The sequence below is a fragment of the Streptomyces sp. JL2001 genome (assembly GCF_050917515.1).
Classification (GTDB): Bacteria; Actinomycetota; Actinomycetes; order Streptomycetales; family Streptomycetaceae; genus Streptomyces.
On sequence record NZ_CP169421.1, the window covers coordinates 3,973,181 to 3,999,821 of the forward strand.

Annotated in this window: 24 protein-coding genes and 1 pseudogene; 16 read left to right on the top strand and 9 right to left on the bottom strand. The window is 73.5% G+C overall.

Annotation, left to right across the window (positions count from 1 at the left end):
• Window positions 1-259 precede the first annotated feature (259 nt).
• Window positions 260-685, bottom strand: a pseudogene (locus ACE1OA_RS17680) (MarR family winged helix-turn-helix transcriptional regulator); the annotation flags it as partial.
• A gap of 128 nt (window positions 686-813) precedes the next feature.
• Here ACE1OA_RS17680 and ACE1OA_RS17685 point away from each other — a divergent pair.
• The 4 genes from ACE1OA_RS17685 (at window position 814) to ACE1OA_RS17700 (ending at window position 5,131) form a co-directional block, all read left to right on the top strand.
• The gene (locus ACE1OA_RS17685; RefSeq protein ID WP_432753038.1) at window positions 814-1,911 is read left to right on the top strand and encodes a hypothetical protein; all 1,098 of its coding nucleotides are present in this window, start codon (window positions 814-816) and stop codon (window positions 1,909-1,911) included.
• 304 nt (window positions 1,912-2,215) lie between these two features.
• A complete protein-coding gene (locus tag ACE1OA_RS17690; RefSeq protein ID WP_361310251.1) occupies window positions 2,216-3,664 on the top strand; it encodes a DUF2252 domain-containing protein in 1,449 nt (482 codons plus the stop codon).
• A 228-nt stretch (window positions 3,665-3,892) separates the two neighbouring features.
• The gene (locus ACE1OA_RS17695) at window positions 3,893-4,732 is read left to right on the top strand and encodes a hypothetical protein (protein WP_384867824.1); all 840 of its coding nucleotides are present in this window, start codon (window positions 3,893-3,895) and stop codon (window positions 4,730-4,732) included.
• A 54-nt stretch (window positions 4,733-4,786) separates the two neighbouring features.
• The gene (locus ACE1OA_RS17700) at window positions 4,787-5,131 is read left to right on the top strand and encodes a rhodanese-like domain-containing protein (protein ID WP_356601354.1); all 345 of its coding nucleotides are present in this window, start codon (window positions 4,787-4,789) and stop codon (window positions 5,129-5,131) included.
• 69 nt (window positions 5,132-5,200) lie between these two features.
• Here ACE1OA_RS17700 and ACE1OA_RS17705 read toward each other — a convergent pair whose 3' ends face one another.
• From ACE1OA_RS17705 to paaA, 6 genes are all read right to left on the bottom strand, one after another.
• Entirely contained in the window at window positions 5,201-6,334 is a 1,134-nt protein-coding gene (locus ACE1OA_RS17705) for an acyl-CoA dehydrogenase family protein (protein WP_356601355.1), read from the bottom strand.
• 107 nt (window positions 6,335-6,441) lie between these two features.
• Window positions 6,442-7,503 carry a 2Fe-2S iron-sulfur cluster-binding protein gene (locus ACE1OA_RS17710; RefSeq protein WP_356601356.1) on the bottom strand — a complete coding sequence of 354 codons (1,062 nt, stop codon included), beginning with the start codon at window positions 7,501-7,503 and terminating at the stop codon, window positions 6,442-6,444.
• Entirely contained in the window at window positions 7,504-8,001 is a 498-nt protein-coding gene (paaD, locus tag ACE1OA_RS17715; RefSeq protein ID WP_384867819.1) for a 1,2-phenylacetyl-CoA epoxidase subunit PaaD, read from the bottom strand.
• Entirely contained in the window at window positions 7,995-8,717 is a 723-nt protein-coding gene (gene paaC, locus ACE1OA_RS17720; protein ID WP_384867817.1) for a 1,2-phenylacetyl-CoA epoxidase subunit PaaC, read from the bottom strand. Before paaC ends, paaD begins: the two co-directional genes overlap by 7 nt.
• Complete coding sequence (paaB, locus tag ACE1OA_RS17725; protein ID WP_356601359.1) at window positions 8,714-9,001, bottom strand: 1,2-phenylacetyl-CoA epoxidase subunit PaaB; 288 nt, start codon at window positions 8,999-9,001, stop codon at window positions 8,714-8,716. Before paaB ends, paaC begins: the two co-directional genes overlap by 4 nt.
• Complete coding sequence (gene paaA, locus ACE1OA_RS17730) at window positions 8,998-10,074, bottom strand: 1,2-phenylacetyl-CoA epoxidase subunit PaaA (protein WP_356775070.1); 1,077 nt, start codon at window positions 10,072-10,074, stop codon at window positions 8,998-9,000. Before paaA ends, paaB begins: the two co-directional genes overlap by 4 nt.
• Window positions 10,075-10,475: 401 nt before the next feature.
• Here paaA and ACE1OA_RS17735 point away from each other — a divergent pair, with 401 nt between their 5' ends.
• The 3 genes from ACE1OA_RS17735 (at window position 10,476) to ACE1OA_RS17745 (ending at window position 13,224) form a co-directional block, all read left to right on the top strand.
• Window positions 10,476-11,132, top strand: coding sequence for a DUF5819 family protein (locus ACE1OA_RS17735; RefSeq protein ID WP_386542525.1), 657 nt, complete (start codon window positions 10,476-10,478; stop codon window positions 11,130-11,132).
• Between the two features lie 80 nt (window positions 11,133-11,212).
• Window positions 11,213-12,430 (top strand): HTTM domain-containing protein, encoded by a 1,218-nt coding sequence (locus ACE1OA_RS17740; RefSeq protein ID WP_432754073.1) that lies wholly within the window; start codon window positions 11,213-11,215, stop codon window positions 12,428-12,430.
• The gene (locus ACE1OA_RS17745; protein ID WP_432753039.1) at window positions 12,427-13,224 is read left to right on the top strand and encodes a TrmH family RNA methyltransferase; all 798 of its coding nucleotides are present in this window, start codon (window positions 12,427-12,429) and stop codon (window positions 13,222-13,224) included. Before ACE1OA_RS17740 ends, ACE1OA_RS17745 begins: the two co-directional genes overlap by 4 nt.
• 22 nt (window positions 13,225-13,246) lie before the next feature.
• On the opposite strand, the gene paaN is transcribed toward ACE1OA_RS17745, so the two are convergent.
• On the bottom strand, window positions 13,247-14,941 hold the full coding sequence (paaN, locus tag ACE1OA_RS17750; RefSeq protein WP_432753040.1) for a phenylacetic acid degradation protein PaaN: 1,695 nt from the start codon (window positions 14,939-14,941) through the stop codon (window positions 13,247-13,249).
• Window positions 14,942-15,065: 124 nt separating this feature from the next.
• Here paaN and ACE1OA_RS17755 point away from each other — a divergent pair, with 124 nt between their 5' ends.
• Window positions 15,066-16,664, top strand: a complete 1,599-nt coding sequence (locus ACE1OA_RS17755; protein ID WP_384867808.1) for a 3-hydroxyacyl-CoA dehydrogenase — start codon at window positions 15,066-15,068, stop codon at window positions 16,662-16,664.
• A complete protein-coding gene (locus ACE1OA_RS17760; RefSeq protein ID WP_356601364.1) occupies window positions 16,661-17,254 on the top strand; it encodes a TetR/AcrR family transcriptional regulator in 594 nt (197 codons plus the stop codon). Before ACE1OA_RS17755 ends, ACE1OA_RS17760 begins: the two co-directional genes overlap by 4 nt.
• A gap of 204 nt (window positions 17,255-17,458) precedes the next feature.
• On the opposite strand, the gene ACE1OA_RS17765 is transcribed toward ACE1OA_RS17760, so the two are convergent.
• Window positions 17,459-17,998 carry an Lrp/AsnC family transcriptional regulator gene (locus ACE1OA_RS17765; RefSeq protein ID WP_386542537.1) on the bottom strand — a complete coding sequence of 180 codons (540 nt, stop codon included), beginning with the start codon at window positions 17,996-17,998 and terminating at the stop codon, window positions 17,459-17,461.
• 192 nt (window positions 17,999-18,190) lie between these two features.
• Here ACE1OA_RS17765 and pdhA point away from each other — a divergent pair, with 192 nt between their 5' ends.
• The 7 genes from pdhA (at window position 18,191) to ACE1OA_RS17800 (ending at window position 26,542) form a co-directional block, all read left to right on the top strand.
• Window positions 18,191-19,351 (top strand): pyruvate dehydrogenase (acetyl-transferring) E1 component subunit alpha, encoded by a 1,161-nt coding sequence (gene pdhA, locus ACE1OA_RS17770; protein ID WP_356601366.1) that lies wholly within the window; start codon window positions 18,191-18,193, stop codon window positions 19,349-19,351.
• Window positions 19,351-20,367 carry an alpha-ketoacid dehydrogenase subunit beta gene (locus ACE1OA_RS17775; RefSeq protein ID WP_356601367.1) on the top strand — a complete coding sequence of 339 codons (1,017 nt, stop codon included), beginning with the start codon at window positions 19,351-19,353 and terminating at the stop codon, window positions 20,365-20,367. Before pdhA ends, ACE1OA_RS17775 begins: the two co-directional genes overlap by 1 nt.
• Window positions 20,367-21,731, top strand: a complete 1,365-nt coding sequence (locus ACE1OA_RS17780) for a dihydrolipoamide acetyltransferase family protein (protein WP_432753041.1) — start codon at window positions 20,367-20,369, stop codon at window positions 21,729-21,731. The genes ACE1OA_RS17775 and ACE1OA_RS17780 overlap by 1 nt, the downstream gene beginning before the upstream one ends.
• A 277-nt stretch (window positions 21,732-22,008) precedes the next feature.
• On the top strand, window positions 22,009-22,938 hold the full coding sequence (locus tag ACE1OA_RS17785) for an NTP transferase domain-containing protein (protein ID WP_356601369.1): 930 nt from the start codon (window positions 22,009-22,011) through the stop codon (window positions 22,936-22,938).
• Window positions 22,935-24,320 (top strand): molybdopterin molybdotransferase MoeA, encoded by a 1,386-nt coding sequence (locus ACE1OA_RS17790; RefSeq protein ID WP_432753042.1) that lies wholly within the window; start codon window positions 22,935-22,937, stop codon window positions 24,318-24,320. The genes ACE1OA_RS17785 and ACE1OA_RS17790 overlap by 4 nt, the downstream gene beginning before the upstream one ends.
• Window positions 24,308-25,402 (top strand): potassium channel family protein, encoded by a 1,095-nt coding sequence (locus tag ACE1OA_RS17795; protein ID WP_384867800.1) that lies wholly within the window; start codon window positions 24,308-24,310, stop codon window positions 25,400-25,402. The genes ACE1OA_RS17790 and ACE1OA_RS17795 overlap by 13 nt, the downstream gene beginning before the upstream one ends.
• 153 nt (window positions 25,403-25,555) lie before the next feature.
• Window positions 25,556-26,542: an NAD(P)H-quinone oxidoreductase gene (locus ACE1OA_RS17800; protein WP_356601372.1), complete on the top strand. Its 987-nt coding sequence runs from the start codon at window positions 25,556-25,558 to the stop codon at window positions 26,540-26,542.
• The last annotated feature ends 99 nt before the right edge of the window (window positions 26,543-26,641 follow it).

Sequence of the window (26,641 nt, forward strand, 5' to 3'; positions counted from 1 at the left end):
GGTGGGGGATCCGCGGTCGTCGCGCGGGGGACGGTCAGCGGGGGGTCCCGGGGCCGCTCGGCGTCTCGGTGGAGGAGCGCGGGGCCTGGGGGAGGCCCGAGGTGCCCGTGGAGGTGCGCGGGGCCTGGGGGAGGCCCGAGGTGCCCGTGGAGGTGCGCGGTGCCTGGGGGAGGCCCGAGGTGCCCGTGGAGGTGCGCGGGGCCTGGGGGAGGCCCGAGGTGCCCGTGGAGGTGCGCGGTGCCTGGGGGAGGCCCGAGGTGCCGGCTGAGTTGTAGCGCAGCAGGTAGGCGGCGAATTGGGCGAGGTCGTCGGCCGACCAGTCCCTGAGGCGTGCCTCGTAGGCGGCGAGACGGCTGGCCTGGGTGGAGGCCAGGACGTCGGCGCCCGCCGCGGTCGGGTGCAGGACCTGGACGCGGTGGTCGTCCGGGTCCGGCCGGCGTTCCACCAGGCCGAGCTTCTCCAGACCGGCCACCTGCCGGCTGACCGTCGACTTGTCGAGCAGGTAGTGGGTGGCGAGATCGGTCGCCCGGCAGCCCTGCTGGTCGACGATGTGCGCGAGCAGCGTGTACGAGACCAGGGGCAGCTCGGGGTGGAGCCGGGCCGCCGCGGCGCGTGCCCGGCGGGCGAAGGCCGTCAGCTCCCGCTGGATGGTGTCGATGGAGGCCTCGCGGGCGCCGCCGGTCATGGTGCGCTCCTCGTCGTCGGTGGCGGGGGTCCGCACGGTGGGGGTGCGGGGGTTCGTGGAGCGTCCCGCCTCAGTTGTATAGTACAACGGTCGTTTAGTTGTAAAAGCCAACCATGGAGGTTCGCCCGATGTCCGCAGGACCCCACCCGGCAGGACCGAGCACCACGGGCGCGGTGCGGCACGTGCTCGGGCACCTGCTCACCCCCTTGCTCATGTGCATCGGCATGGGACTCGCCTACCTCGGCGCCTTCCACGCCCCCGAACCCCACGACCTGCGCGTCGACGTCGTCGGCTCCGGCCCCAGCGCCCAGGTCCTCGCCCAGACCCTCCACGACAAGGGCGCCGGCGCCCTCGACGTCCGCACCGTCGCCGACCGCGACACCGCCGTCGCCGCCCTGCGCGGGCTGTCCTCCTCCGGCGCCTACGTCCCCGGCGCCCGCCCCGAGCTCCTGATCGCCTCCGCCGCCTCCGACACCAGCGCCCTCGCCGTCGAGAAGGTCTTCACCAAGGTCGCGGCCGCACAGGACGCACCCCTGAAGGTGACCGACGTCGCCCCCGTGTCGGACGGCGACCCCACCGGCCAGGGCGTCTTCTTCCTGCTCGTCGCCCTCAGCATCGGCTCGTACGCCTCCGTCGCCGTCATCGGCGGCGCCGGGGCCGTCCTGCCCCTGCGGATCCGCGCGCTGCTCGCCGCCGGGACGTCCCTCGCCGTCAGCCTGATCGGCACCGTCTTCGCGGGACCGCTGTTCCACCTCGTCGACCACGGACTCGGCGGCGTCTGGGCCCTGTCCTGGCTCTACACCGCCGGCATCCTGCTGATCGGCGTCGGACTCCACACCTTCCTGCGCCGCTGGACCACCCTCGGCGTGATGGTGCTGTTCGTGATGCTCAACTTCACCAGCTCCGGCGGCATCTACCGCCCCGAACTCCAGCCCGGCTTCTTCGCCGCCCTCCACGCCTTCTGGAACGGCGCCGGCTTCGTCGAGGGCGTCCGCGCCCACGTGTACTTCGACGGCCGGGCTCTCGGCGGACACGTCCTGGTCCTGGCCCTGTGGTTCCTCGCCGGCGTCGCCCTGACCGCCCTGGCCGGGTTCACCGAGGCGCGCCGCCGTCCCGCGCCGACGCCTTCTCACGGCGCTCGGACCGTGAACGGGGCCGCCACCGGGGACCGGACGGAGAAGGACGCGGAGGTCGAGGAGGAGCTGCAGGAGGCGGTCGGCGTCTGACGGGCGTCCTGCCGATCCTGCTGATCCTGGCGGTCTTGCCGGTCTTGCCGTGCTCTCTGGCCCTCTCTGGCCCTCTCCGGCCCTCTCCGGCCCTCTCCGACTCGGCCCCGGGCGGGCAGCGCCTCCTGCCGCTCCCGACCCAGCTGAAACGCCTCCCCCCCCCGGCGCGTCCGGGTGGCCCGGTTCTCCCCAAGTCGTCGCTCGTCCACAGGGGGAGACGGCCCCCGCACCCCGGCTGTACCTTCATGGCCAGTTGATGTTGGACAGAACGCGCGAGTCGTTCGAGGTCGGGGGAGGGCGTCCCATGGGCGACTACCAAGCAGCGGTGCCGGGACAGCGGGGTACGGAAAGCGCGCGGGTGCCGCACGTACCCGGGTTCGCGCCGCGGGCCGCCACGGGGACGACCGACTCCCCCAAGGAACACGGCAAGGCCCTCCGCGCGCGGCTGCCGCGCTCCGCGCACAGCGCGCTGACCCTCTCCCCCGACCGCCCGGACGCCGTGCGCGCCGTGGAGGAGTCCAGCCGCGACCGCGTCCCGGAACTGACACCGATACGCGTCGGCCGCATGGCCGCCAGCCCCTTCGCGTTCCTCCGGGGCTCCGCCGGCCTGATGGCCCACGACCTCGCCGGCTCGCCCGTCACCGGCGTCGCCGCCCAGATATGCGGCGACGCCCACGCGGCGAACTTCGGCCTCTACGGCGACGCCCGCGGCCGCCTCGTCATCGACCTCAACGACTTCGACGAGACCGTCGTCGGCCCCTGGGAATGGGACCTCAAGCGGCTCGCCACCTCGCTGGTCCTCGCCGGACGCGAGGTCGGTGCGGACGAGGACACCTGCCGGGCCGCCGCCTTCGACACCGTCGGCGCCTACCGGCGCACCATGCGGCTGCTCGCCAAGCTTCCCGTCCTCGACTCCTGGAACGCCATCGCGGACGAGGAGCTCGTCTCCCACACCGACGCCCGCGACCTGCTCGGCACCCTCGAACGGGTCTCCGAGAAGGCCCGCAACAACACCAGTGCCCGCTTCGCCGCCAAGTCGACCGAGGCCGTCGCCGACGCGGACGGCGGAGGCCGCCGGTTCGTCGACGCGCCGCCGGTGCTGCGCCGGGTCCCGGACGCGGAGGCCGCCGCGGTCACCGCCTCCCTCGGCGCCTACCTGCGGACCGTGTCCGAGGACCGGCTGCCGCTGCTGGCCCGGTACGCGGTGCACGACGTCGCGTTCCGGGTGGTCGGCACCGGCAGCGTCGGCACCCGCTCGTACGTGGTGCTGCTGCTCGACCACCGGGGGGAGCCGCTGGTGCTCCAGGTCAAGGAGGCACGGCCGTCCGCGCTGCTGCCGCACCTCGCGTCCGCCGGGTTCGCCGCACCGGAACCGGGCCACGAGGGACAGCGCGTCGTCCTCGGACAGAAGCGCATGCAGGTCGTCAGCGACATCCTGCTCGGCTGGACAACGGTGGAGGGGCGGCCGTTCCAGGTGCGGCAGTTCCGCAACCGGAAGGGCAGCGTCGACCCCGCGGCACTCACCCCGGACGAGGTCGACGACTACGGACGGATGACCGGCGCGCTGCTGGCGCGGGCCCACGCGCACAGCGCCGACCCGCGCCTCATAGCCGGCTACTGCGGAAAGAACGAGGAACTGGACGAGGCGATCGCCGGCTTCGCCGTGGCCTACGCGGACCGCACCACAGCGGACCACGCGGACCTGGTGACCGCCGTGAACAACGGCCGGATGGCGGCCGAGCTCGGCGTCTGACGACCGGGCATCCGAGAATCGGCGGCCGGCGACCGCGGGGCCCTGTCGCGAGCTGACCGTGAGGCGGCGGCTGCGACGCCGTGGCGGGGGTGGCCGTGAGGCGACGGACGGGGCGGGGCGGCCGTGAGGCCGACGGGCGACGCCGTCGTCCGGAAAGACAGGGGGCAGGGGTGGGGAGGGAGGGGGAGGGAGGGGGGAGGCCCCCCGGAGTGACCGTAGGCTGGAGGCGTGACCGACCGGAGCGAGGACGTGGACGTGGAGCAGGGCGCGGGCGCGGGTGGTGAGCCCGGTACGGAGCGGCCCGAGGCGCGGCTGGAGAAGGCCGTGGGCGTGGCGGAGCAGGCGCTGATCGAGTTCGAGATCGCGGTCGAGACGTTCCGGGTCGAGGTGGAGAACTTCTCCCGGCTGCATCACCAGAAACTCGGGCCGATGTACACGCGGCTCGACGAGCTGGACGCGCAGATCGCCGAGGCCAGGGCGGCCAGGACCGGGGATCCGGAGGATCTGCGGCGGGCGCAGGAAGCGCGCGCCAACGTCATGCCGATGCCCGGGGTCGAGGAGCTCTTCCACGACTGGATCGACTCCGACGGGCTGTCCCCCGAAGCCGCCGCGATGCTGACCGAGCAGTCGGTGCAGCCGCCGAAGCGGGTCCGGCCGAGCGAGGAGGCACGCAAGCTGTACCGCGAGCTGGCCCGCCGAGCCCACCCCGACCTGGCGCGCGACGAGGACGAGCGCAAGCGTCGCGACGAGTTCATCACCCGGGTGAACGCCGCGTACGCGCGCGGTGACGTCGCCCTTCTCGGCGAGCTGTCCGCCGAGTGGGCGGCCGGACCGGCTCCGGAGCCGGAGCGGCTGAGCGAGAGCGAGGAGCTGTACGCGCGGCTGGAGTGGCTGTCGCAGCGCAAGGAGCTGCTGACGGTCGTCGCGCGGGAGCTGGAGGAGAGCGCCATCGGCGCGATGCTGCGGATGGCGCCGGACGACCCGGACCGGCTGTTGGAGGAGATCGCCGAGCAGCTGCTCGCGCAGGTCTCCGAGCGGGAGGCGGAGCTCGCCTCCCTGGTGCAGTAGTTTCGAAGGAGCTCGCGTTCGGTCGGGCGGTACAGACGAGAGAAGGCCAGTCCCATGAATTTCGCCCCGCTGCCCTCGGTGGACGTGGCCTCCGTGCCCGCAGACGCCCTGGTGCTGGACGTCCGGGAGGACGACGAGTGGGCGGCCGGTCATGTCGAGGACGCGCTGCACGTGCCGATGAGTGACTTCGTGGCGCGTTTCGGTGAGGTGACCGAGGCGGTCGCCGACGGTCGGCGTGCCTATGTGATGTGCCGCGTCGGCGGTCGGTCGGCGCAGGTCACCCAGTACCTGGTGCAGCAGGGGATCGACGCCGTGAACGTCGACGGCGGCATGCTGGCCTGGGACGGCGCGGGGCGTCCGATGGTGACGGACGGCGGCAGTCAGGCCTTCGTGCTCTGATCGTGGTGGCGGCGCCCGGCGGTCCGGTACTCGCGGAGCGCCGGGGGCGCGGTCCGAGCGGGCGTCGCGTCAGCCGAGGGGGTGGGCGGCCAGGAGGTCGCCCAGGGCCTCTTCGTGGGCGGCGGCCGGGCCGAGGGCGAGTTCGAGCTGTTTGGCCCAGGCGTGGTAGCGGTGCAGCGGGTAGTCGGTGTCGGCGCCGAAGCCGCCGTGCAGGTGCTGTGCGGTCTGCACCACGCGGCGTACGCCCTCGGAGGCCCAGATCTTGGCGACGGCGATGTCCGCGGCGGGCGGCAGTGGGCCGCCGGCGCCGGTGCTGATGCGCCAGGCGGCCTGCCAGAGGGTGACCTCCATGGCGCGCAGGTCGATGTAGCGGTCGGCGGTCTGGACCGCGACGGCCTGGAAGGTGGCCACGGGGTGGCCGAACTGCTCGCGTTTCCCGGTGTACTGGCTCGTCATGGCGAGGACGCTTTCGCCGAGCCCGAGGGCGAGGGCGCAGGTTCCGGTGGCGAGGACGCCGCGCAGCCAGTCCCAGGCGCCGTCGGTGTCGATGACGTCGGTGCCGGTGAGGCGCACGGCGTCGAGGGTGAGTTCGGCGAGGAGTTCGCCGCTGGTGGAGTACTGCTCGGCCAGGGTGAGGCCGGGGTGGGTGCGGGGGATCAGGGCGAGGACGGTCCGGCCGTCGGTGGTGTGGGCGGGGACGGCGATGCGGTCGGCGGCGTGGGCCCAGGGGACGGCGCTCTGCGTGCCGTCGAGGATCCAGTCGGTGTCGTCGAGGCGGGCGGTGACGGCCAGTTCGGCGGGGTCGTGGCCGCTGCGGCCGTTGGGGGCGGCGGTGAGGACGAGTTCGCCGCGGGCGACGCGGGGCAGGAGGTCCGCCGTTGTGGCGTCAGGGGCGTAGCGCTCGACGGTCATCGCGACGGCGCAGGTCTCCAGCAGGGGGACGCGGGCGAGGACACGGGCCGATTCGCGTAGGACGAGGCAGAGGGCGGTGGTGTCGAGGCCGGCGCCGTCGTGTTCGGGGGTGAGGACGAGGCCGAGGAGTCCGGCGTCGGCGAGGCGCTTCCAGAGGGGCCGGTCGAGGTCGTCGGCGACCGCGCCGGGGGTGAGGGCGGGGCTGGGTACGGCGTCGGGTGCGGTGCCCGAGAAGACGGCCTTGGCCGCTTCGACAGCTGCCTGCTGTTCCTCGGTGAAGGTGAAGTCCACGGCCTTGCCCTCCCGTTCCTGCCCTGACGGTCCGTCTTCTGACGGACCGTCAAGATAGAACAGGTTCTACCGGAAGGGAATGGGCCGGGTACGACGGCCGGTGGACGTCAGCGGTCGAAGTCCAGCTCCACGTCCGCCGTGGCCGGGTGGGACTGGCACGCCAGCACGTAACCCGCTTCGGTCTCCTCCGGTTCGAGGGCGAAGTTGCGGTCCATCCGCACCTCTCCGCCGACGAGGAAGGCGCGGCAGGTGCCGCAGACGCCGCCCTTGCAGGCGTACGGGGCGTCCGCGCGGGCCCGCAGCACGGTGTCGAGGAGCGTCTCGCCCTCCTGGACCGGCCAGTTGCCGGAGCGGCCGTGCAGGGTGGCGGTCAGTGTGGCGTGGACCGGCGCGCCGGTGGTGGCCGCCGGGGCGGGCGCGGAGCCGTCGTCGACGTGGAAGATCTCCTGGTGGATCCGGCCGCGGGCGACTCCGAGTCCGCGCAGGGCCTGCTCGGCGCCCTGGACGAGGCCGAAGGGGCCGCACAGGAACCAGCCGTCGATGTCCTCGACCGGCAGCAGCGCGGGCAGGAGTGCGGTGAGCCGGTCCTGGTCGAGGCGCCCGGACGGCAGCCCGGACTGCTGCTCCTCGCGGGAGAGGACGGTGACGAGCTGGAAGCGGTCGGGGTAGCGGTCCTTGAGGTCGGCGACATCGTCGAGGAACATCGTCGAGGACGCGGTGCGGTCGCTGCGGACCAGGCAGAACCGGGCCTCGGGCTCGCGGGCGAGCAGGGTGGCCGCCATCGACAGGACCGGGGTGATGCCGCTGCCGCCGACGACGGCCGCGAAGTGCCCGGGCCTAGGGTCGAGGACGAAGCGGCCCATCGGCTCCATGACCTCGACGACGTCGCCGACGGTCAGCTCCTTGAGGGCGTACGTGGAGAACTCGCCGCCGTCGACCAGCCGGATGCCCACCCGCAGGACGGGGTCCTCGCCGGCCGGGGTGGCCGGGGCGCAGATGGAGTAGGTGCGGCGGATCTCCTCGCCGTCCCGCGTGGTGCGGCGCAGGGCGAGGTGCTGGCCGGGGGTGTGGCGGTAGGTCTCGCGCAGCTCGGGCGGGACCGTGAAGGTGACGGCCACCGAGTCGTCCGTGAGCTGCTCGACCTCGCTCACCCGGAGCGGATGGAACATCTACAACTCCTTGAAGTGGTCGAACGGTTCGCGGCAGGCCGTGCAGCGGCGCAATGCCTTGCACGCGGTGGAGGAGAACCGGCTGAGCAGTTCGGTGTCGGTGGACCCGCAGTGGGGGCAGCGGATCGCGAGGGTCAGCGGTATCGGTCCGCCTGCCGGGCCCTGCGGGCGCGGCGGGGCGATGCCGAACTCGGCGAGCTTACGCCGGCCTTCCTCGGTGATGTCGTCCGTCGACCAGGCGGGGGAGAGGACCGTCACGACGGAGACCTCGGGCACGCCGTGTGCGTGGAGGGCCTGCTCGATGTCGGCCGACATGGCCTCGATCGCCGGGCAGCCGGTGTAGGTCGGGGTCAGTTCGACCTCGACCCGGCCGGGGCCGAGGACCTTGGCGCCGCGCAGGACGCCGAGGTCCTCCAGGGTGAGGACGGGCAGCTCGGGGTCGGGGACGGCGCCGGCGACCCGGCTCAGTTCCTGTTCCAGGGCCGTCATGGTCACCATGTCGCCCCCGGGTGGCTTCGGTGCAGGTGCTGCATCTCGGCGATCATCCGGCCGAAGGACTCGGTGTGCAGGCCCTGGCGTCCGGCGCCGGCGGCCCAGGCGCCGGTGCGCGGGCCGTCCGGCACGGTGAGCGTGGCCCGGGTGAGGACGTCCGTGACGGAGGCCAGCCAGGCGCTCTCCATGGCGGTCCGGTCGACGTCGAGGCCCTCGACGGGCTGGAACAGTTCGCCGGTGAAGCGCCACAGGGCGTCGCAGGCCCGCTGCATGCGGTCGTGGCTCTCGTCCGTGCCGTCGCCGAGGCGCAGGGTCCAGTGCTCGGCGTGGTCCTGGTGGTAGGCGACTTCCTTGACGGCCTTGGCGGCGAGTCCGGCGAGCGGTCCGTCGCCGGTGGCCAGCTGCCCGTACAGCAGCCGCTGGTAGGTGGAGAAGTAGAGCTGGCGGGCGATGGTGTGGGCGAAGTCGCCGTTCGGCTGTTCGACGAGCTGGCAGTTGCGGAAGGCCCGCTCCTCGCGGAGGTAGGCCAGCTCGTCCTCGTCGCCGACGAGGGAGAGCAGGATGCGTGCCTGGCCGAGCAGGTCGAGCGCGATGTTGGCGAGGGCGACCTCCTCCTCCAGGACGGGGGCGCTGCCGGCCCACTCCCCCAGCCGGTGGGAGAGCACGAGGGCGTCGTCGCCGAGGGCGAGGGCGGCTGTGGTGATCACGGCGGTGTCGCTCACAGGTGCTTCACCCCGTCCGGGATCTCGTAGAAGGTCGGGTGGCGGTAGGGCTTGTCGGCCGACGGCTCGAAGAAGGGGTCCTTCTCGTCGGGCGAGGAGGCGGTGATCTCGGCGGAGGGGACCACCCAGATCGAGATGCCTTCGTTGCGGCGGGTGTAGAGGTCGCGGGCGTTGCGCAGGGCCATCTCGGCGTCCGGCGCGTGCAGGCTGCCGGCGTGGGTGTGGGACAGTCCGCGGCGCGAGCGCACGAACACCTCCCACAGCGGCCATCCGTTGGTGGTCATGCCCGTGCCTCCCCGTGGTGCTGGTCCGCGTGCTGGTCGTCCTGTCGGCCGGCCGCGGGCCGGTCGGTGTGCTTGGTGGCGTACGCCGCGGCGGCGTCCCGGACCCAGGCGCCGTCCTCGTGCGCCTTGCGGCGCTTGTCGAGTCGCTGTTCGTTGCAGGGGCCGTTGCCCTTGAGGACGTCCCAGAACTCGGTCCAGTCGATGGCGCCGAAGTCGTGGTGTCCGCGCTCCTCGTTCCACCGGAGGTCGGGGTCGGGGAGGGTGAGGCCGAGGGCCTCGGCCTGCGGGACGGCGATGTCGACGAAGCGCTGGCGCAGCTCGTCGTTGGAGTGGCGCTTGATCTTCCAGGCCATCGACTGCGCGGAGTGCGCCGACTCGTCGTCGGGCGGGCCGAACATCATCAGTGAGGGCCACCACCAGCGGTCGACCGCGTCCTGGGCCATGGCGTGCTGGGCCTCGGTGCCGTTCGACAGGGCGAGCAGGGCTTCGTATCCCTGGCGCTGGTGGAACGACTCCTCCTTGCAGACCCGGACCATCGCGCGGGCGTACGGGCCGTAGGAGCAGCGGCAGAGCGGGACCTGGTTCGTGATGGCGGCGCCGTCCACGAGCCAGCCGATGGCACCGACGTCGGCCCAGGTCAGCGTGGGGTAGTTGAAGATCGAGGAGTACTTCTGGCGGCCGGAGTGGAGCTTGTCGAGCAGCTCGTCGCGGCTGGTGCCGAGCGTCTCGGCGGCGCTGTAGAGGTAGAGCCCGTGGCCGGCCTCGTCCTGGACCTTGGCCATGAGGATCGCCTTGCGGCGCAGCGAGGGCGCGCGGGTGATCCAGTTGGCCTCCGGCTGCATGCCGATGATCTCGGAGTGGGCGTGCTGTGCGATCTGGCGCACGAGGGAGGCCCGGTAGGCGTCGGGCATCCAGTCGCGCGGCTCGATGCGCTCGTCGGCCGCGACGGCGGCGTCGAACACGGCCTCGTAGGCCGCGTGGGTCGCCGCGGTGGCCGCGTCGTCACCGGCCTGTGCGCCCTGCCCGGCCTGCGCGCCCGCGGTCACTGCTGTCGCTGCTGTCCCTGCGGTCATCGGACTCCCTACCGACCGATCGTTCGGTTGAATGACTTCAATGGTGGGACGGGGGCCCGTATGGTGTCAACCCTGTGGATAACCGGGGTGGACCGATCGGGATCGGGGCGGGGATGAACTCGTACGGCGACGAGAGCGCGCCTGGGGGCCGGGCTGCCCCCGGCACGGCGGCTCCGGACACGGCGGCGGGCGCCTCCGCCCCGGCCGCCGGCCCGCCGCCCGACCGCCCCTCGATACCCGGTGCCGGCCCGATATCCGGCGCGATATCCGGGTCCGGACCGGTCGGGGAACAGGACGCCGGCTCGGCGCCGGGACGCGACTCGGGACCCGCCGGCCGGGAACTCTCCCAGGACCCCGCGCAGGCCTCCGGCCCTGGGGCCGCCGGGCGGCCCGGCGCGGGAATGGCCGCGCTGTCCCTCCCCTACCAGGTCGTCGCGGCCGTCGCGCTGGCCGTCATCGGGGTCCTGGCCTGCGTCCACCTCTCGATGGTGTTCCTGCACGTCGCGCCCTCGAACACGCTGACCAAACAGCACGGTGAGGCCGTCGACGGCTGGGTCTATCCCGAGTTCGAGCAGAACTGGAAGCTCTTCGCTCCCAACCCGCTCCAGCAGAACATCGCCGTCCAGGTCCGTGCCGAGATCGCGGCCGACGACGGCACGCGGCGCACCACCGGATGGATCGACCTGTCGGCCCAGGACGCCGAGGCGATCCGCGGCAGCCTGCTGCCCAGCCACACCGACCAGAACGAGCTGCGCCGGGCCTTCGACTTCTACCTCAACTCCCACACCGACGACTTCCGCCCCAACGGCCTGCGCGGCAGGCTCTCGGAGAACTACCTGCGCCGGATCGTCATGCTCCGCCTCGACCGGGAGCCCCTCGGCGGTGAGGTCGAGAAGATCCAGCTCCGCTCGGAGACCCGCGCCGTGCAGTCCCCGTCCTGGAGCGGGGAGAGGACCAGCACCGACCCCCGCCACCGGGACCTGCCCTGGTGGTCGGTGACCGCCGCCGATCTGCCGGCCGGTGCGAAGAACGACGACCGTACGGAGGCCGGCCGGTGAACCGATCCACGCCCGACGCGGTCGCACCCGACCCGTCCACCCCGCGACCCGCACCGTCCTCGCCGCCCCCGGGGCGGACGGTGTCGGCCCCCGAACCCCTCGACCGCCGACTCGCCCGCGCCGTCCAGCGCGTCACGGGCTCGGCGCTCGGCCCGTACCAGACCGCGATCGTCCGGATCGGCTTCTCCCTCACCTGGCTGCTCTTCCTGCTGCGCGAGCTGCCGCACCGCCACGAGTTGTACGGCCCCGACGGGCCGTGGTCCTGGGAGATGGGCCGGCAGCTGATCGGCGACAACCACTCGTTCACGGCGCTGATGTGGTCGGACAGCGGCCTGTGGTTCGAGATCGTCTACGGACTCGCCGTCCTCTCCGCCGTCCTGCTGCTCCTGGGCTGGCGCACCCGCGCCGTGTCCGTGGTCTTCATGGCCGGGGTGCTGTCGCTGCAGAATCGCTCCATCTTCATGGGCGACGGCGGCGACAACGTCGTGCACCTCGCCGCGCTCTACCTCGTCCTGACCCGCTGCTCCCAGGTCTGGTCGCTCGACGCCCGCCGTCTCGCCCGCCAGGAGCGTGAGGCCGGTCTCGGTACGGCGCCCCGCCGGGACGTCGTCGGCCCCGTGCTGTGGACCGTGCTCGGCGTCCTGTTGCTCGTCGCCACGTACCAATCCGGAGTGACCGGCGAGTGGTGGCTCATCGTGCTGCTCTGGGCGCTCTGGGCGGGTCAGGCGCTGTGGTGGCTGGCCTGCCGTCACGCACCGGGCGAGCCGCGCACCCTGCTCGACGTGCTCGCCAACCTCACCCACAACGCGGCCCTGCTCGTGATCATGGCCGAGGTCTGCCTGATCTACGCGACGGCCGGCTGGTACAAGATCCAGGGATCGCGGTGGCAGGACGGCACGGCCCTGTACTACCCGCTGAAGCTGGACTACTTCTCCCCTTGGCCCGCCCTGTCGGACGTGCTCGGCTCCAGCGCGCTGGTCGTGCTGCTGCTGACCTACGGGACCGTGGCCGTGCAGGTCGCCTTCCCGTTCACCCTGTTCAACCGCAGGGTCAAGAACGTCCTGCTGGTCGCGATGATGCTGGAGCACGCGGGGATCGCGCTGCTCCTCGGGCTGCCCTTCTTCTCGCTCGCGATGATCTCCGCCGACGCGGTGTTCCTGCCGACGGCGTTCCTGGTCTGGCTGGGCACGCGGGTCGGGCGCGGCAGGGACCGGCTGTTCTCGCGTCGGCGGGAGGAGGCGGTCCCCGAGCAGCGCCGCGCGGACGAGGAGCCGTCCCCCCGTACCCTCGTCGGGTGAGCACCACCGAACAGCCGAGCGTGTCGTACGAGCCGTCGGGCCCGACCCGGACCACCCCGCACGAGCCGGTCCGCCCCAGGACGGCCGGACCGGAGGCGGCGGGGCAGGAGCCGGCCGGGCATAAGACGGCCGGGCAGGAGACGGCCGGGGACGAGCCGGCCCAGTACGACGAGGGGTTCGCCCCCGAGGTCGGCGTCGGACCGCATCCGCTGCCCTGGCCGCAGGGCGAGCGGTACGACCCCGAGCTGCTGGCCGCCGGAGACCGGCGGAACGTCGTCGATCCCTACCGGTACTGGACGCGGGAGGCGATCGTCGCCGACCTGGACACCCGGCGCCACGACTTCCACGTGGCGGTGGAGAACTGGGGCCACGACTTCAACATCGGGTCGGTGGTGCGGACCGCGAACGCCTTCCTGGCGAAGGAGATCCACATCGTCGGCCGCCGGCGGTGGAACCGGCGCGGGGCGATGGTCACCGACCGCTACCAGCACGTGCGGCATCACCCCGACACGGAGTCGCTGACCGCGTGGGCGGCGGCCGAGGACCTGCCGATCATCGGGATCGACAACCTGCCGGGCGCCGTGCCCCTGGAGCGGACCGTGCTGCCGCGGCGCTGTGTGCTGCTGTTCGGGCAGGAGGGGCCGGGCCTCACCGAGGAGGCCCGCCGGCACGCGGCCATGGTCTGCTCGATCGCCCAGTTCGGTTCGACCCGCTCCATCAACGCCGGCGCCGCGGCGGCGATCGCCATGCACGCCTGGGTCCAGCGCTACGCGGAGATCGCGGAGACCCCCTGAGGGGCCCCCGCGTCCGCGTGGGTCAGGCCTGGCGGCGGACCTCCACCACCCGGAACCGGTTGGAGACGAAAGCGCCGTCACACAGCGCCGCGTTGGCCGCCGGGTTCCCGCCGGAGCCGTGGAAGTCGGAGAACGCGGCGGTCTGGTTGACGTAGACCCCGCCGGTCAGGTTCAGCGAGAGCTGCGCCGACTCCTCCAGGCAGACCTCCTCGATCGCGCGCTCGGTGTCGGCCGAGGTCGTGTAGGCGCCGACCGTCATCGCGCCCTTCTCGCGCACCGTACGGCGCAGCAGCTCCAGGGCGTCGGCGGTCGAGTCGACCGAGACGGCGAAGGAGACGGGGCCGAAGCACTCGGAGAAGTACGCGGCCTCCGCGTCCGGCTTGGAGCCGTCCAGCTTCACGATGACGGGCGTCCGCACGACGGCGTCCGGGAAGTCCGGGTTCGCCACCTCGCGGGAGGCCAGCGCCACCTCGCCCAGGCCGGCGGCGGCCTCCAGGCGCGCCTTCACGTCGGGGTTCACCAGCGCGCCGAGCAGGGCGTTGGCCCGGGCGTCGTCGCCCAGCAGACCACCGACCGCCGCGGCGAGATCGGCGACGACCTCGTCGTAGGACCTGGGGCCCGCGTCCGTGGTGATGCCCTCGCGGGGGATCAGCAGGTTCTGCGGGGTGGTGCACATCTGGCCGCTGTACAGCGAGAGGGAGAAGGCCAGGTTGGAGAGCATGCCCTTGTAGTCGTCGGTGGAGTCGACGACGACCGTGTTGACGCCCGCCTTCTCGGTGTAGACCTGCGCCTGGCGCGCGTTCGACTCCAGCCAGTCGCCGAAGGCGGTGGAGCCGGTGTAGTCGATGATCCGGATCTCGGGGCGCACGGCGAGGGTCTTGGCGATGCCCTCACCGGGCCGCTCGACCGCCAGGGCGACGAGGTTCGGGTCGAAGCCGGCCTCGGCGAGGACCTCGCGGGCCACGCGGACCGTGAGCGCCAGCGGCAGCACGGCGCGCGGGTGCGGCTTGACGAGGACCGGGTTGCCGGTGGCGAGCGACGCGAACAGGCCCGGGTAGCCGTTCCACGTGGGGAAGGTGTTGCAGCCGATCATCAGCGCGATGCCGCGGGCGACCGGGGTGAAACGCTTGGACAGCTGCAGCGGGTCGCGCTTGCCCTGCGGCTTGGACCAGTCGGCGCTGCCCGGGGTGCGGGTCTGCTCCGCGTAGGCGTAGGCCACGGCCTCCAGGCCGCGGTCCTGGGCGTGCGGGCCGCCGGCCTGGAGCGCCATCATGAACGCCTGGCCGCTGGTGTGCATGACCGCGTGCGCGAACTCGTGGGTGCGGGCCGAGATCCGGGCGAGGATCTCCAGGCAGACGAGGGCGCGGGTCTCCGCCCCTGCGTCGCGCCAGGCGCCCATGCCGGCGCGCATCGCGGGCAGCAGGACGTCGATGTCGGCGTGCGGGTACTCCACGCCCAGCGCGGGGCCGTACGGCGAGACCTCGCCGCCGGTCCAGCCGTCGGTGCCGGGCTGGTCGAGCTCGAACCGGCCGTTCAGCAGCGCTTCGTACGCGGCGAGTCCGGCGGCGGCGTCCAGCGAGCCGTTCTCGCCGTAGGCCTTGGGGTGCTCCGGATGCGGCGACCAGTAGGCACGGGTGCGGATGGTGTCGAGAGCCTGGTCGAGTGTGGACCGGTGCTTCTCGGCCAGGGCGTCGGTGGTCAGCTGAGCGGCGGCCATTGCGGGACCAACTCCTCGTCGAGCTGGGCAGGGACAGGCGGACAGAGTTAGAGTAACCGAACGATCGGTCGGGACAAGGGGGTCTGTCGAAGCTGTGGACAACCCATCGGGGAGGATCAGTCGTATGACCGCCAATGTGAGCGACGCCGCGCCGGACGCAGGGGCCGACGCCATCGACCGGAGCCGCACCGTCGCCGTCGTGGGCACCGGCACCATGGGCCAGGGAATCGCCCAGGTGGCCCTCGTCGCCGGCCACCCCGTCCGCCTCTACGACAGCGTCCCGGGCCGTGCCGAAGAGGCCGTGACCGCCCTCGCCGCCCGCCTGGACCGGCTGGTCGAGAAGGGCCGGATGGACCGCCCGGCGCGCGAGGACGCCGTGGCGCGGCTGCACGCCGCCGCCGACCTCACGGAGCTCGCGGACGCGGCCCTCGTCGTCGAGGCGATCGTCGAGCGGCTCGACGTCAAGCGGCAGCTGTTCGCCGAACTGGAGAAGATCGTCGGCGACGACACCGTCCTCGCCACCAACACCTCCTCGCTGTCCGTCACCGCCATCGCCGGCGGGCTGCGCCTGCCCGGCCGGTTCGTCGGACTGCACTTCTTCAACCCGGCCCCGCTGCTGCCGCTCGTGGAGGTGGTCAGCGGCTTCGCGACCGACGCCTCCGCCGCCACGCGCGCGTACGAGACGGCGAAGGGCTGGGGGAAGACTCCGGTGCGCTGCGCCGACACCCCCGGCTTCATCGTCAACCGGATCGCGCGCCCCTTCTACGCCGAGGCGCTGCGGGTGTACGAGGAGGGCGTCGCCGACCCCGCGACCATCGACGCGGCCCTGCGCGAGTGCGGCGGCTTCCGGATGGGCCCGTTCGAGCTGACCGACCTGATCGGCCAGGACGTGAACGAGGCCGTCACCCGCTCCGTCTGGGACTCCTTCCACCAGGACCCCAGGTTCACGCCGTCCCTCGCCCAGCGCCGGCTGGTGGAGTCGGCGCGGCTGGGCCGCAAGTCGGGCCACGGGTGGTTCCCGTACGGGCAGGACGCGGCGGCCCCCGCGCCGCACACCGCGCCGCCCGCGGCCCCGCCGGCCTCCGTGGTCGTCCAGGGCGAGCTGTACCAGGCCGCGCCCCTGGCCGGGCTGTTCCAGGAGGCGGGCGTCGTCGTCGACTTCGAGGAGGACGCCGTCCCGGGGTACCCGGGCTGGATCGAGCTGCCGAGCGGGACCCGGCTCTTCCTGGCCGACGGCACCGCCGCGGACGACGCCGAGATGCCCGTCGTCCACTTCGACCTCGCACTGGACTACCGCACCTGCGAGCGGATCGTGCTCGCGCCCGCCGTGACCGTGGACGACCGGTCGCTGCAGGAGGCGATCGGCCTCTTCCAGGCGGCCGGCAAGGAGGTCAGCGTGATCCGGGACGTGCCCGGCATGATCGTCGCGCGGACCGTCGCCATGCTCGCCGACTTCGCCTTCGACGCCGCCGCGCGCGGCGTGGCGGACGCCGACGACATCGACACCGCGATGCGGCTCGGCGTCAACTACCCGCTCGGGCCGCTGGCCTGGGCCGGGGAACTGGGCGTCGACTGGGTCCTGGAGACCCTGTCCAACCTCCACGAGGAGTACCCGACGGGCCGCTACGCGCCCTCCCAGGCGCTGCGGCGCCGGGTCGCCGCCGAGCAGGCGGCGCGGGACGGGGCCGAGCGGCAGGCGGCCGGCGAGGGGGTCGCGTCATGACGACGGCGAAGCGCGACACCTACACCCCCGAGACGCTGCTCTCGGTCGCCGTGCGGGTCTTCAACGAACGCGGCTACGACGGAACCTCCATGGAGCACCTGTCCAAGGCGGCGGGAATCTCCAAGTCCTCGATCTACCACCACGTCGCGGGCAAGGAGGAGCTGCTGCGGCGGGCCGTCAGCCGGGCGCTGGACGGTCTCTTCGCGATCCTGGACGAGCCGGGCGCCGGGCGTGGCCGGGCCATCGACCAGGTCGAGTACGTCACCCGCCGCACCGTCGAGGTGCTGACGGCGGAGCTGCCGTACGTCACGCTGCTGCTGCGGGTCCGGGGCAACACGTCGACCGAGCGGTGGGCGCTGGAGCGCCGGCGGGAGTTCGACCAGAAGGTGGCCGATCTGCTCAAGGCGGCCGCCGCCGACGGCGACCTGCGCGCGGACGTGGACATACGCCTCGCCACCCGGCTCCTGTTCGGCATGATCAACTCGCTGGTGGAGTGGTACCGGCCGCACCCGGGTGCCGAGACGGAACGCGAGCAGCTCGCCGACACCGTCGTGCACCTGGCCTTCGACGGGCTGCGCACCGCCCGCTAGGGAGCACCGCCCGGCAGCCGGGCGGGTGCATGCAGTGTCCGGGGCCCCGCCGTAGAACACCGCCCGTCCGCGGGACGGACCGGTGGAAGGCCTCCGGGCTCGGTGTCCGGGCTCCGGGCGGGTCCGCCGGTCGCGGCCCGGGGCCCTCGCACGAGCCCGTGCCGGCGGAGGGGCCCCGAGGAGCCCGTACGACGGCGGGCGGGATCAGCCCAGGTGGTCGGGGTCCAGGTCGGTCTCCTCGAAGACCAGCAGGGTGCGGGTCGACAGCACCTCGGGGATCGACTGGAGCTTGGTGAGCACCAGCTCCCGCAACGTGCGATTGTCGGGTGTGTGTACCAGCAGCAGGACGTCGAAGTCCCCGCTGACCAGAGCGATGTGCGCGGCTCCGGGCAGGGCCTGGAGCTGCTCGCGCACGGTCCGCCAGGAGTTCTGGACGATCTTGAGCGTGATGTAGGCCGACGCCCCCTGGCCCGCGCGCTCGTGGTTCACCCGGGCGCTGAAGCCGCGGATCACGCCGTCGTCGATGAGCCGGTTGATCCGCGCGTAGGCGTTGGCCCGGGACACGTGCACCCGTTCGGCGACGGAGCGTATCGACGCGCGGCCGTCCGTCTGCAGGATCCGCAGGATGTCGCGGTCCACGGCGTCGAGCGGACGCGCGGCAGGGCCCTGGGGCGGTCCGCCCCCGGCCGGGGCCTGTGCCGGGGCCGGGCTCTGGTGCAGGGCTCGCTCCCAGCCGTCGGCCATTTGTTCATCCGCCATGTCCCCCCGCCTCTCTCCCATGGACGACATGTCTCTATCCCAGGCTGTGGAGAACCGTTTGTCCACAGGCTGAGGGTGCCTGTAGCCAAAATGCCTCCACGACCGAACAATCGGTAGGTGAGGCGCGCCACACCCGCGCCACCCGCCTTCGGGTCTTATGCCCGCTCCCACGAGGAGGTGGACTCGTTGCAACAGCGCAGTTCGACAGTCCAAGAGCCGCCCGCCGCCGCCGCTGCCTACCGGCCCACCCCGCCCCCGGCGTGGAAGCCGCGCACCGACCCCGGCCCGCTCCTGCCCGATGCCGAGCCGTTCCGCGTCCTCGGCACCGACGCGGTGGCCTCGGCCGACCCCGAGCTGCTGCGACGTCTCTACGCCGAGCTGGTGCGGGGCCGCCGGTACAACACGCAGGCCACCGCCCTCACCAAGCAGGGCCGCCTCGCCGTGTACCCGTCGACCACCGGCCAGGAGGCCTGCGAGGTCGCCGCCGCGATGGCCCTGGAGGAGCGCGACTGGCTCTTCCCCTCGTACCGCGACACCCTCGCCGCCGTGGCCCGCGGCCTCGACCCGGTCCAGGCGCTGACGCTCCTGCGCGGCGACTGGCACACCGGCTACGACCCGCGCGAGTACCGGATCGCCCCGCTGTCCACGCCGCTCGCCACCCAGCTCCCGCACGCGGTCGGGCTGGCCCACGCCGCCCGGCTCAAGGGCGACGACGTGGTCGCGCTCGCCATGGTCGGCGACGGCGGCACGAGCGAGGGCGACTTCCACGAGGCGCTGAACTTCGCGGCCGTCTGGCAGGCCCCCGTGGTCTTCCTCGTGCAGAACAACGGCTTCGCCATCTCCGTGCCGCTCGCCAAGCAGACGGCGGCCCCGTCGCTGGCGCACAAGGCCGTCGGCTACGGCATGCCGGGCCGGCTGGTCGACGGCAACGACGCGGTCGCCGTCCACCAGGTGCTCACCGAGGCCGTCGCCCGCGCTCGGCGCGGCGGCGGACCGACGCTGGTCGAGGCCGTGACGTACCGCATCGACGCCCACACCAACGCCGACGACGCCACCCGCTACCGCGGCGACAGCGAGGTCGAGACCTGGCGGGCGCACGACCCGATCCTGATCCTGGAGCGGGAGCTGACGGAGCGCGGCATGCTCGACGACGACGGCAAGCGGCAGGCGGCCGAGGCCGCCGAGACGATGGCGGCGACGCTGCGCGAGCGGATGAACGCCGACCCCGTGCTCGACCCGATGGACCTGTTCGCGCACGTGTACGCCGAGCAGACGGCACAGCTGCGCGAGCAGGCGGCGCAGTTGCGTGCCGAGCTCGACGCCGAGAGCGAGGCGTGATGACGACCAGGACGGCGGCCAAGCCGGCCAAGCCGGCGACGATGGCGCAGGCCCTGCAGCGGGCCATGCGCGACGCGATGGCCGAGGACCCGACCGTCCACGTGATGGGAGAGGACGTCGGCACGCTCGGCGGCGTCTTCCGGGTCACGGACGGCCTGGCCAAGGAGTTCGGCGAGGACCGCTGTACGGACACGCCGCTGGCCGAGGCGGGCATCCTCGGCACGGCCGTCGGCATGGCGATGTACGGGCTGCGGCCGGTCGTCGAGATGCAGTTCGACGCCTTCGCCTACCCCGCGTTCGAGCAGCTGATCAGCCACGTCTCGCGGATGCGGAACCGCACGCGCGGCGCGCTGCCGATGCCGCTGGTGGTCCGGGTGCCCTACGGCGGCGGGATCGGCGGTGTCGAGCACCACAGCGACTCCTCCGAGGCGTACTACATGGCGACGCCGGGACTCCACGTCGTCACCCCGGCCACCGTCGAGGACGCCTACGGGCTCCTGCGGGCGGCGATCGCCTCCGACGACCCGGTCGTCTTCCTGGAGCCGAAGCGGCTGTACTGGTCGAAGTCCGACTGGTCGCCCGAGGCGCCGACGGCCGTGGAGCCGATCGGCAAGGCCGTGGTGCGCCGCAGCGGCCGCAGCGCCACGCTGATCACGTACGGGCCCTCCGTGCCGGTCTGCCTGGAGGCGGCCGAGGCCGCTCAGGCGGAGGGCTGGGACCTGGAGGTCGTCGACCTGCGCTCGCTCGTGCCGTTCGACGACGAGACGGTCTGCGCCTCCGTGCGGAGGACCGGGCGGGCGGTCGTCGTGCACGAGTCGACCGGGTTCGGCGGACCGGGCGGCGAGATCGCCGCACGGGTCACCGAGCGCTGCTTCCACCACCTGGAGGCACCGGTGCTCCGGGTCGCCGGCTTCGACATCCCCTACCCGCCGCCGATGCTGGAGCGGCACCACCTGCCCGGCGTGGACCGGGTGCTCGACGCGGTCGCGCGTCTGCAGTGGGAGGCGCAGAGCTGATGGCCCAGGTGCTCGAATTCAAGCTGCCGGACCTCGGCGAAGGGCTGACCGAGGCCGAGATCGTGCGCTGGCTGGTGAACGTCGGCGACGTCGTCGCCATCGACCAGCCGGTCGTCGAGGTCGAGACGGCCAAGGCGATGGTCGAGGTCCCCTGCCCCTACGGGGGCGTGGTGACGGCCCGCTTCGGCGAGGAGGGGACCGAGCTGCCCGTCGGGGCGCCGCTGCTGACCGTCGCGGTGGGCGCACCTGCTCCCGGCGCGGCGGACGCGACCGCGCCCGCGACGCAGGGCGCCGCCCCGGCGGAGTCCGCCGTCTCCTCGGAGTACTCCGGCAACGTGCTGGTGGGCTACGGGACGGCCGGCCCGGCGGCGCGCCGCCGCCGGGTACGCAGGGACGGCGTTCCCGCGGCCTCCCCCGCGCCGGTGGCCCCGGCCGCCCCGGTGGCCGCCGCCCCCGCGACCCGCGAGCCGGTCGTCGACGGTCCGGTGCCGGTGATCTCCCCGCTGGTGCGGAAGCTGGCGCGGGAGAAGGGGCTGGACCTGCGCGAGGTCCGCGGGTCGGGTCCGGACGGGCTGATCCTGCGGGCGGACGTCGAACGGGCCGCCGTCGCCGCGACCGAGGCCGTGCGCCCCGCTCCGGCCGCCGCACCCGCACCCGCGCCTTCGTCCGCTGCCGTCGGTGAGCGGATTCCGCTGCGCGGCGTGCGCGGCGCGGTCGCCGACAAGCTCTCGCGCAGCCGTACGGAGATCCCGGACGCGACCTGCTGGGTCGACGCCGACGCGACGGAGCTCATGGCGGCGCGCACGGCGATGAACGCCGCCGGTGGGCCGAAGATCTCGCTCCTCGCCCTGCTGGCCCGGATCTGCACCCACGCGCTCGCCCGCTTCCCGGAGCTCAACTCCACCGTGGACATGGCGGCCCGGGAGATCGTCCGGCTGCCGTCCGTGCACCTCGGGTTCGCGGCCCAGACGGAGCGCGGCCTGGTGGTGCCCGTGGTCCGTGACGCGGGAACGCGTACCGCGGAGTCGCTGACGGCGGAGTTCGCGCGGCTGACTGAGTCCGCCCGGCAGGGGACGCTGACGCCGGCGGACCTGACCGGTGGGACGTTCACCCTGAACAACTACGGGGTGTTCGGGGTCGACGGGTCCACGCCGATCGTCAACCACCCGGAGGCGGCGATGCTCGGGGTCGGCCGGATCATCCCGAAGCCGTGGGTGCACCAGGGCGAGCTGGCCGTCCGCCAGGTCGTCCAGCTGTCGCTCACGTTCGACCACCGGGTCTGCGACGGCGGCACGGCGGGCGGGTTCCTCCGCTACGTCGCGGACTGCGTCGAGCATCCCTCGGTCCTGCTGCGCACGCTCTGACGGGAGCGGGTCCGGCCGGCTCCGGGCAGGACGGGGCCGGACCGGCTCCCGCCCCGGCCCGCTCCTGGCCGGGCCGTGCCCCCCCCCGCACCGTCGGTCGTACGGTGCGGGGGCGTCGGGCGCTCCGCACGGTCCGGGCGCCCGGGCGTCCCGCGGTGCGCTTCCCGTACGGCCACGGCCTCCCCGACCGCCGGGTGCGGACGACGGCCGTCTCCGTGGGTGAGACGGTCGCCGATCTTGGGGGCCATCGCGGCGGGGCGCGGACCATACTGCTGGGATGACGACCGAGTACGACGCCGTCGTCCTGGCGGGAGGAGCCGCCAGGCGGCTCGGCGGTGTGGACAAGCCCGGCGTACGGGTCGGCGGCCGGGCGCTGCTCGACCGGGTCCTGACCGCGTGCCGGGGCGCCGCCTCGACCGTGGTCGTCGGCGGGCCGCGGGCGACCGTCCGCCCCGTGGAGTGGGCCAGGGAGGATCCGCCCGGCGGGGGACCGCTGGCCGCGCTCGACGCCGGTGTCCGCCGGACCGCGGCCGCCACCGTGCTCGTCCTCTCCGCCGACCTGCCGTTCCTCGACGAAGGGACCGGCCGTCGCCTGCTCGACGCCCTCGACGGGGCCCCCACGGCCGACAGCGCGCTCCTGGTCGACTCCGACGGCCGCGACCAGCCACTCGTCGCGGCCTACCGCTCCGAGCCGCTCCGCCGGGCGCTGGACCGCCTCGCCACCGCGCGCGGCACCCTCGCCGGTCTCCCGCTGCGCCTGCTCCTCGGTGAACTGCGTCCGATCCGGGTCGACGGCGGCCCCCTCGCCTCCTTCGACTGCGACACCTGGGAGGACATTGCCGCAGCCCGGGCCCGCATCAGGGAGCATGGGAGCGTGCTGGACGAATGGATCACCGCAGTCAAGGACGAACTGGGCATCGAGTTGGACGTCGACACCGGCGTGCTGCTCGATCTGGCCCGTGACGCCGCCCACGGAGTCGCCCGCCCCGCGGCGCCGCTGACCACCTTCCTGGTCGGCTACGCGGCGGCGAAGGCGGGTGCCGGCGGCCCCGAGGCCGTGGCCGAGGCGGCCCGCAAGGCCGCAGCCCTCGCCGTCCGCTGGGCCGACGAGGCCGACCAGGGCGCCGCCCCGGCCGGAGCCGGCCACGAGCAGGCACCATCCGACGCCGCCGGCCCCGACACGACGGGCCGGGCCGAGGCCGGATGATGACCCCGCAGGAGCGCACGGCGGCCGAACCCGAGAGGGCCGAACCCGAGAGCGACGGAGTGGACGAGGCGCTGGCCCTCGTCGCCCCGCCCCGCCCGGCGGAGCCGCACCGCGCCACCCCCTGGCCGGACGCCCGGAAGATCGCCGCACAGGCCGGGGCCGCGGCGCGCTCCGCCGGCGCGACCGCGGGAGGGCTCCGCCGCGTCCCGCTCGAGCAGGCGCTCGGCCGCGTGCTCGCCGAGCCGCTGCGCGCACTCACCGATCTGCCCTCGTTCGACACCTCCGCCATGGACGGCTGGGCGGTCGCCGGCCCCGGCCCCTGGAAGATCCATGAGGAGGGTGCCGTCCTCGCCGGGCACACCCCCGCCGCCGTGCTCGACGACGGCACGGCGGTGCGGATCGCCACCGGCGCCCGGATCCCACCCGAGACCACGGCGGTCATCCGCAGCGAGCACTCCCGTGCCGACTCCGCCGGCCGGCTGCACGCCCTGCGCGAGGTCCAGCACGGCCAGGACATCCGGCCGCGCGGGCAGGAGTGCCGGTCCGGTGACCTCCTACTGTCCGCCGGGACGCCCGTCACCCCGGCGGTCCTCGGCCTCGCTGCCGCGGCCGGGTACGACGAACTTCCCGTGCTCTCCCGCCCCCGCGTGGAGATCCTGGTCCTCGGCGACGAACTGCTCGCCAGCGGACTCCCCCACGAGGGCCTGATCCGCGACGCCCTCGGCCCGATGCTCGGCCCCTGGCTGAACGCGCTCGGCGCCGAGGTCCTCGCCACCCAGCGGGTCCGCGACGACGCCGACGCCCTGCGCGCGGCCGTCACCGGCTCCGAGGCGGACCTGGTCGTCACGACCGGCGGGACCGCCGCCGGTCCCCTGGACCACGTGCACCCCGTCCTCGCCGCGACGGGCGCCACCCTCCTCGTGGACGGCGTACGGGTCCGCCCCGGCCACCCGATGCTGCTCGCCCGCCTCGAAGGCGGCCGGCCCGGCCGCCACCTCGTCGGGCTGCCCGGAAACCCGTTGGCCGCCGTGTCCGCACTCCTCACCCTGGCCGAGCCGCTGCTCCGGGCTCTCGCCGGCGCCCCGGTTCCGCCGCCGTACCGCGCGCCGGTCCGCGACGAGGTTCACGGTCACCCGCACGACACCCGGCTCGTCCCGGTCGTCCACCACGACGACCGGGTCGTCCCCCTGCACTACAACGGACCGGCGATGCTGCGAGGGATCGCGGTGGCGGACGGGATGGCCGTCGTACCGTCCGGCGGCGCGCGACCCGGCGACGCCCTGGAAATCCTCGACCTCCCCTGGCCGATGGCCCCGCTTCAAGGCCCGGCCTCGGCCCGGCCCCAGGCTCACGGCGCGCCCGAAGGAGCATGTTTCACGTGAAACTTCCCAGCCGCGACGTCATGGCCCGCCAAGCCGACGAGAAGATGGCGCCCTCCCGGGTCAGGATGCCCCGGAGGGTGGTCGAGCGCCCCCTCCGGCAGGTGGGCAAAAGGCTGTTGATGGCCTTGGGCGTCCTCGTCCTCACCACGCTCATCGTCTACGCGGACCGCTCCGGCTATCACGACAACTCCGACGAGACGCTCGACTTCCTCGACTGCGCCTACTACGCGACCGTGACCCTCTCCACCACGGGATACGGCGACATCGTCCCGTACAGCGACTCGGCGAGGCTCGTCAACATCCTGCTGGTCACGCCGTTGCGCGTGCTGTTCCTGATCATCCTGGTCGGCACCACTCTCGAGGTCCTCACCGAACGGACCCGGGAGGAGTGGCGACTGAACCGCTGGAGGTCCACCTTGCGCGACCACACCGTCATCGTCGGATTCGGCACCAAGGGCCGGTCCGCGATCCAGACGCTCTGCGCGACGGGACTGCGCAAAGAACAGATCGTCATCGTGGACCCGTCCAACAAGGTCATCGAGACGGCGAACGCCGACGGCTTCGTGGGCGTGATCGGTGACGCGACCCGCAGCGACGTGCTGATCCGGGCCGAGGTGCAGAAGGCCCGTCAGATCGTCATCGCCACCCAGCGCGACGACACCGCCGTGCTGGTCACCCTGACGGCGCGCCAGCTCAACCGGGGCGCGAAGATCGTCGCCGCCGTCCGCGAGGAGGAGAACGCGCCGCTCCTGCGACAGTCGGGAGCGGACGCCGTGATCACCAGCGCCAGTGCGGCCGGCCGACTTCTGGGCCTGTCGGTGCTCAGCCCCAGTGCGGGCACCGTGATGGAGGACCTGATCCAGCAGGGTTCGGGCCTCGATCTGGTCGAGCGGCCGGTCATAAAGTCCGAGGTCGGCAAGAACGTACGGGAGACCGAGGACCTGGTGGTGAGCGTGCTGCGCGGGCACCGGCTGCTCGGCTACGACGATCCCGCCGCCAGCCCGCTGCAGTTGACGGATCGTGTGATCACGATCGTGCGGGCCGCGCCCGTCACTCCCTTGAGCACCCCGCGCGAGGACTGACGGCCCGACGCGCCGGGCGGAACGGCCACGCCCCACGGTGGGCCGCGAGCGCCCCCGTGGACCAGGTCGCCCCCGTGGACCAGGCAGTCCGCCGTGGCCCGGTCGGTCCTGGCGGATCCCGGTCGGTCACGGCGCCGGAGTAGCCTCGCCGCCATGCATGCGATCACGATTCCGGAACCCGGCGGCCCCGAGGCCCTCGTCTGGGCCGAGGTGCCCGATCCCGTGCCCGGCGAGGGCGAGGTCCTCGTCGAGGTGGTGGCGAGCGCGGTCAACCGCGCCGATCTGCTCCAGCGGCAGGGCTTCTACGACCCGCCGCCGGGCACCTCGCCGTACCCCGGCCTCGAATGCTCGGGCCGGATCGCCGCACTCGGCCCCGGAGTGTCCGGCTGGTCGGTCGGCGACGAGGTGTGCGCGCTGCTGGTCGGCGGCGGGTACGCGCAGAAGGTCCTCGTCCCCGTCGGCCAGCTGCTTCCGGTTCCGGACGGGGTGGATCTCGTCACGGCGGCGGCACTGCCCGAGGTGACCAGCACGGTCTGGTCGAACGTCTTCATGATCGCCCACCTGCGGCCCGGCGAGACGCTGCTGGTCCACGGCGGCGCGAGCGGCATCGGCACGATGGCGATCCAACTGGCCAAGGCGGTCGGCGCGCGGGTCGCCGTCACCGCAGGCGGACCGGAGAAGCTGGCGCGCTGCGCCGAACTGGGCGCCGACATCCTGATCGACTACCGCGAGCAGGACTTCGTCGAGGAGCTGCTGAAGGCGACGGACGGGAACGGCGCGGACGTCATCCTCGACATCGTCGGCGCGAAGTACCTGGACCGCAACGTGAAGGCCCTCGCGGTCAACGGGCGGCTCGCCGTCATCGGCCTCCAGGGCGGTGTGAAGGGCGAGTTGAACCTGGGGGCGCTGCTCCGCAAGCGGGCCGCGATCACGGCGACGACGCTGCGGGCCCGGCCGCTGCACGAGAAGACGGCCATCGTCGCCGCCGTCCGTGAGCACGTCTGGCCGCTGATCGAGGCCGGGACGGTCCGTCCGGTCATCGACCGCACGGTGCCGATGACGGAGGCCGCGGAGGCCCACCGCGCCCTGGATTCCGGGAGCCACGTCGGCAAGGTCCTGCTGCTGGCCCCGCAGGACTGAGCACGGCCGGGTCCGGGGCACGGCGCGGACCGGGCACGGCGCGGACCGCAGTTCGGGCCCGGGGTCCCAGGGGCGCCCGGCCCCCGGCACCCGGCCCCG

Excerpts from the sequence above, each read along its gene's own strand:
- ACE1OA_RS17685 (WP_432753038.1), top strand. The coding sequence starts at position 814 with ATGTCCGCAGGACCCCACCCGGCAGGACCGAGCACCACGGGCGCGGTG.
- ACE1OA_RS17690 (WP_361310251.1), top strand. The coding sequence starts at position 2,216 with ATGGGCGACTACCAAGCAGCGGTGCCGGGACAGCGGGGTACGGAAAGC.
- ACE1OA_RS17700 (WP_356601354.1), top strand. The coding sequence starts at position 4,787 with ATGAATTTCGCCCCGCTGCCCTCGGTGGACGTGGCCTCCGTGCCCGCA.
- ACE1OA_RS17710 (WP_356601356.1), bottom strand. The coding sequence starts at position 7,503 with ATGTTCCATCCGCTCCGGGTGAGCGAGGTCGAGCAGCTCACGGACGAC.
- paaD (WP_384867819.1), bottom strand. The coding sequence starts at position 8,001 with ATGGTGACCATGACGGCCCTGGAACAGGAACTGAGCCGGGTCGCCGGC.
- paaB (WP_356601359.1), bottom strand. The coding sequence starts at position 9,001 with ATGACCACCAACGGATGGCCGCTGTGGGAGGTGTTCGTGCGCTCGCGC.
- paaA (WP_356775070.1), bottom strand. The coding sequence starts at position 10,074 with ATGACCGCAGGGACAGCAGCGACAGCAGTGACCGCGGGCGCGCAGGCC.
- ACE1OA_RS17735 (WP_386542525.1), top strand. The coding sequence starts at position 10,476 with ATGGCCGCGCTGTCCCTCCCCTACCAGGTCGTCGCGGCCGTCGCGCTG.
- paaN (WP_432753040.1), bottom strand. The coding sequence starts at position 14,941 with ATGGCCGCCGCTCAGCTGACCACCGACGCCCTGGCCGAGAAGCACCGG.
- ACE1OA_RS17755 (WP_384867808.1), top strand. The coding sequence starts at position 15,066 with ATGACCGCCAATGTGAGCGACGCCGCGCCGGACGCAGGGGCCGACGCC.
- ACE1OA_RS17760 (WP_356601364.1), top strand. The coding sequence starts at position 16,661 with ATGACGACGGCGAAGCGCGACACCTACACCCCCGAGACGCTGCTCTCG.
- ACE1OA_RS17765 (WP_386542537.1), bottom strand. The coding sequence starts at position 17,998 with ATGGCCGACGGCTGGGAGCGAGCCCTGCACCAGAGCCCGGCCCCGGCA.
- ACE1OA_RS17775 (WP_356601367.1), top strand. The coding sequence starts at position 19,351 with ATGACGACCAGGACGGCGGCCAAGCCGGCCAAGCCGGCGACGATGGCG.
- ACE1OA_RS17780 (WP_432753041.1), top strand. The coding sequence starts at position 20,367 with ATGGCCCAGGTGCTCGAATTCAAGCTGCCGGACCTCGGCGAAGGGCTG.
- ACE1OA_RS17785 (WP_356601369.1), top strand. The coding sequence starts at position 22,009 with ATGACGACCGAGTACGACGCCGTCGTCCTGGCGGGAGGAGCCGCCAGG.
- ACE1OA_RS17790 (WP_432753042.1), top strand. The coding sequence starts at position 22,935 with ATGATGACCCCGCAGGAGCGCACGGCGGCCGAACCCGAGAGGGCCGAA.
- ACE1OA_RS17795 (WP_384867800.1), top strand. The coding sequence starts at position 24,308 with ATGTTTCACGTGAAACTTCCCAGCCGCGACGTCATGGCCCGCCAAGCC.
- ACE1OA_RS17800 (WP_356601372.1), top strand. The coding sequence starts at position 25,556 with ATGCATGCGATCACGATTCCGGAACCCGGCGGCCCCGAGGCCCTCGTC.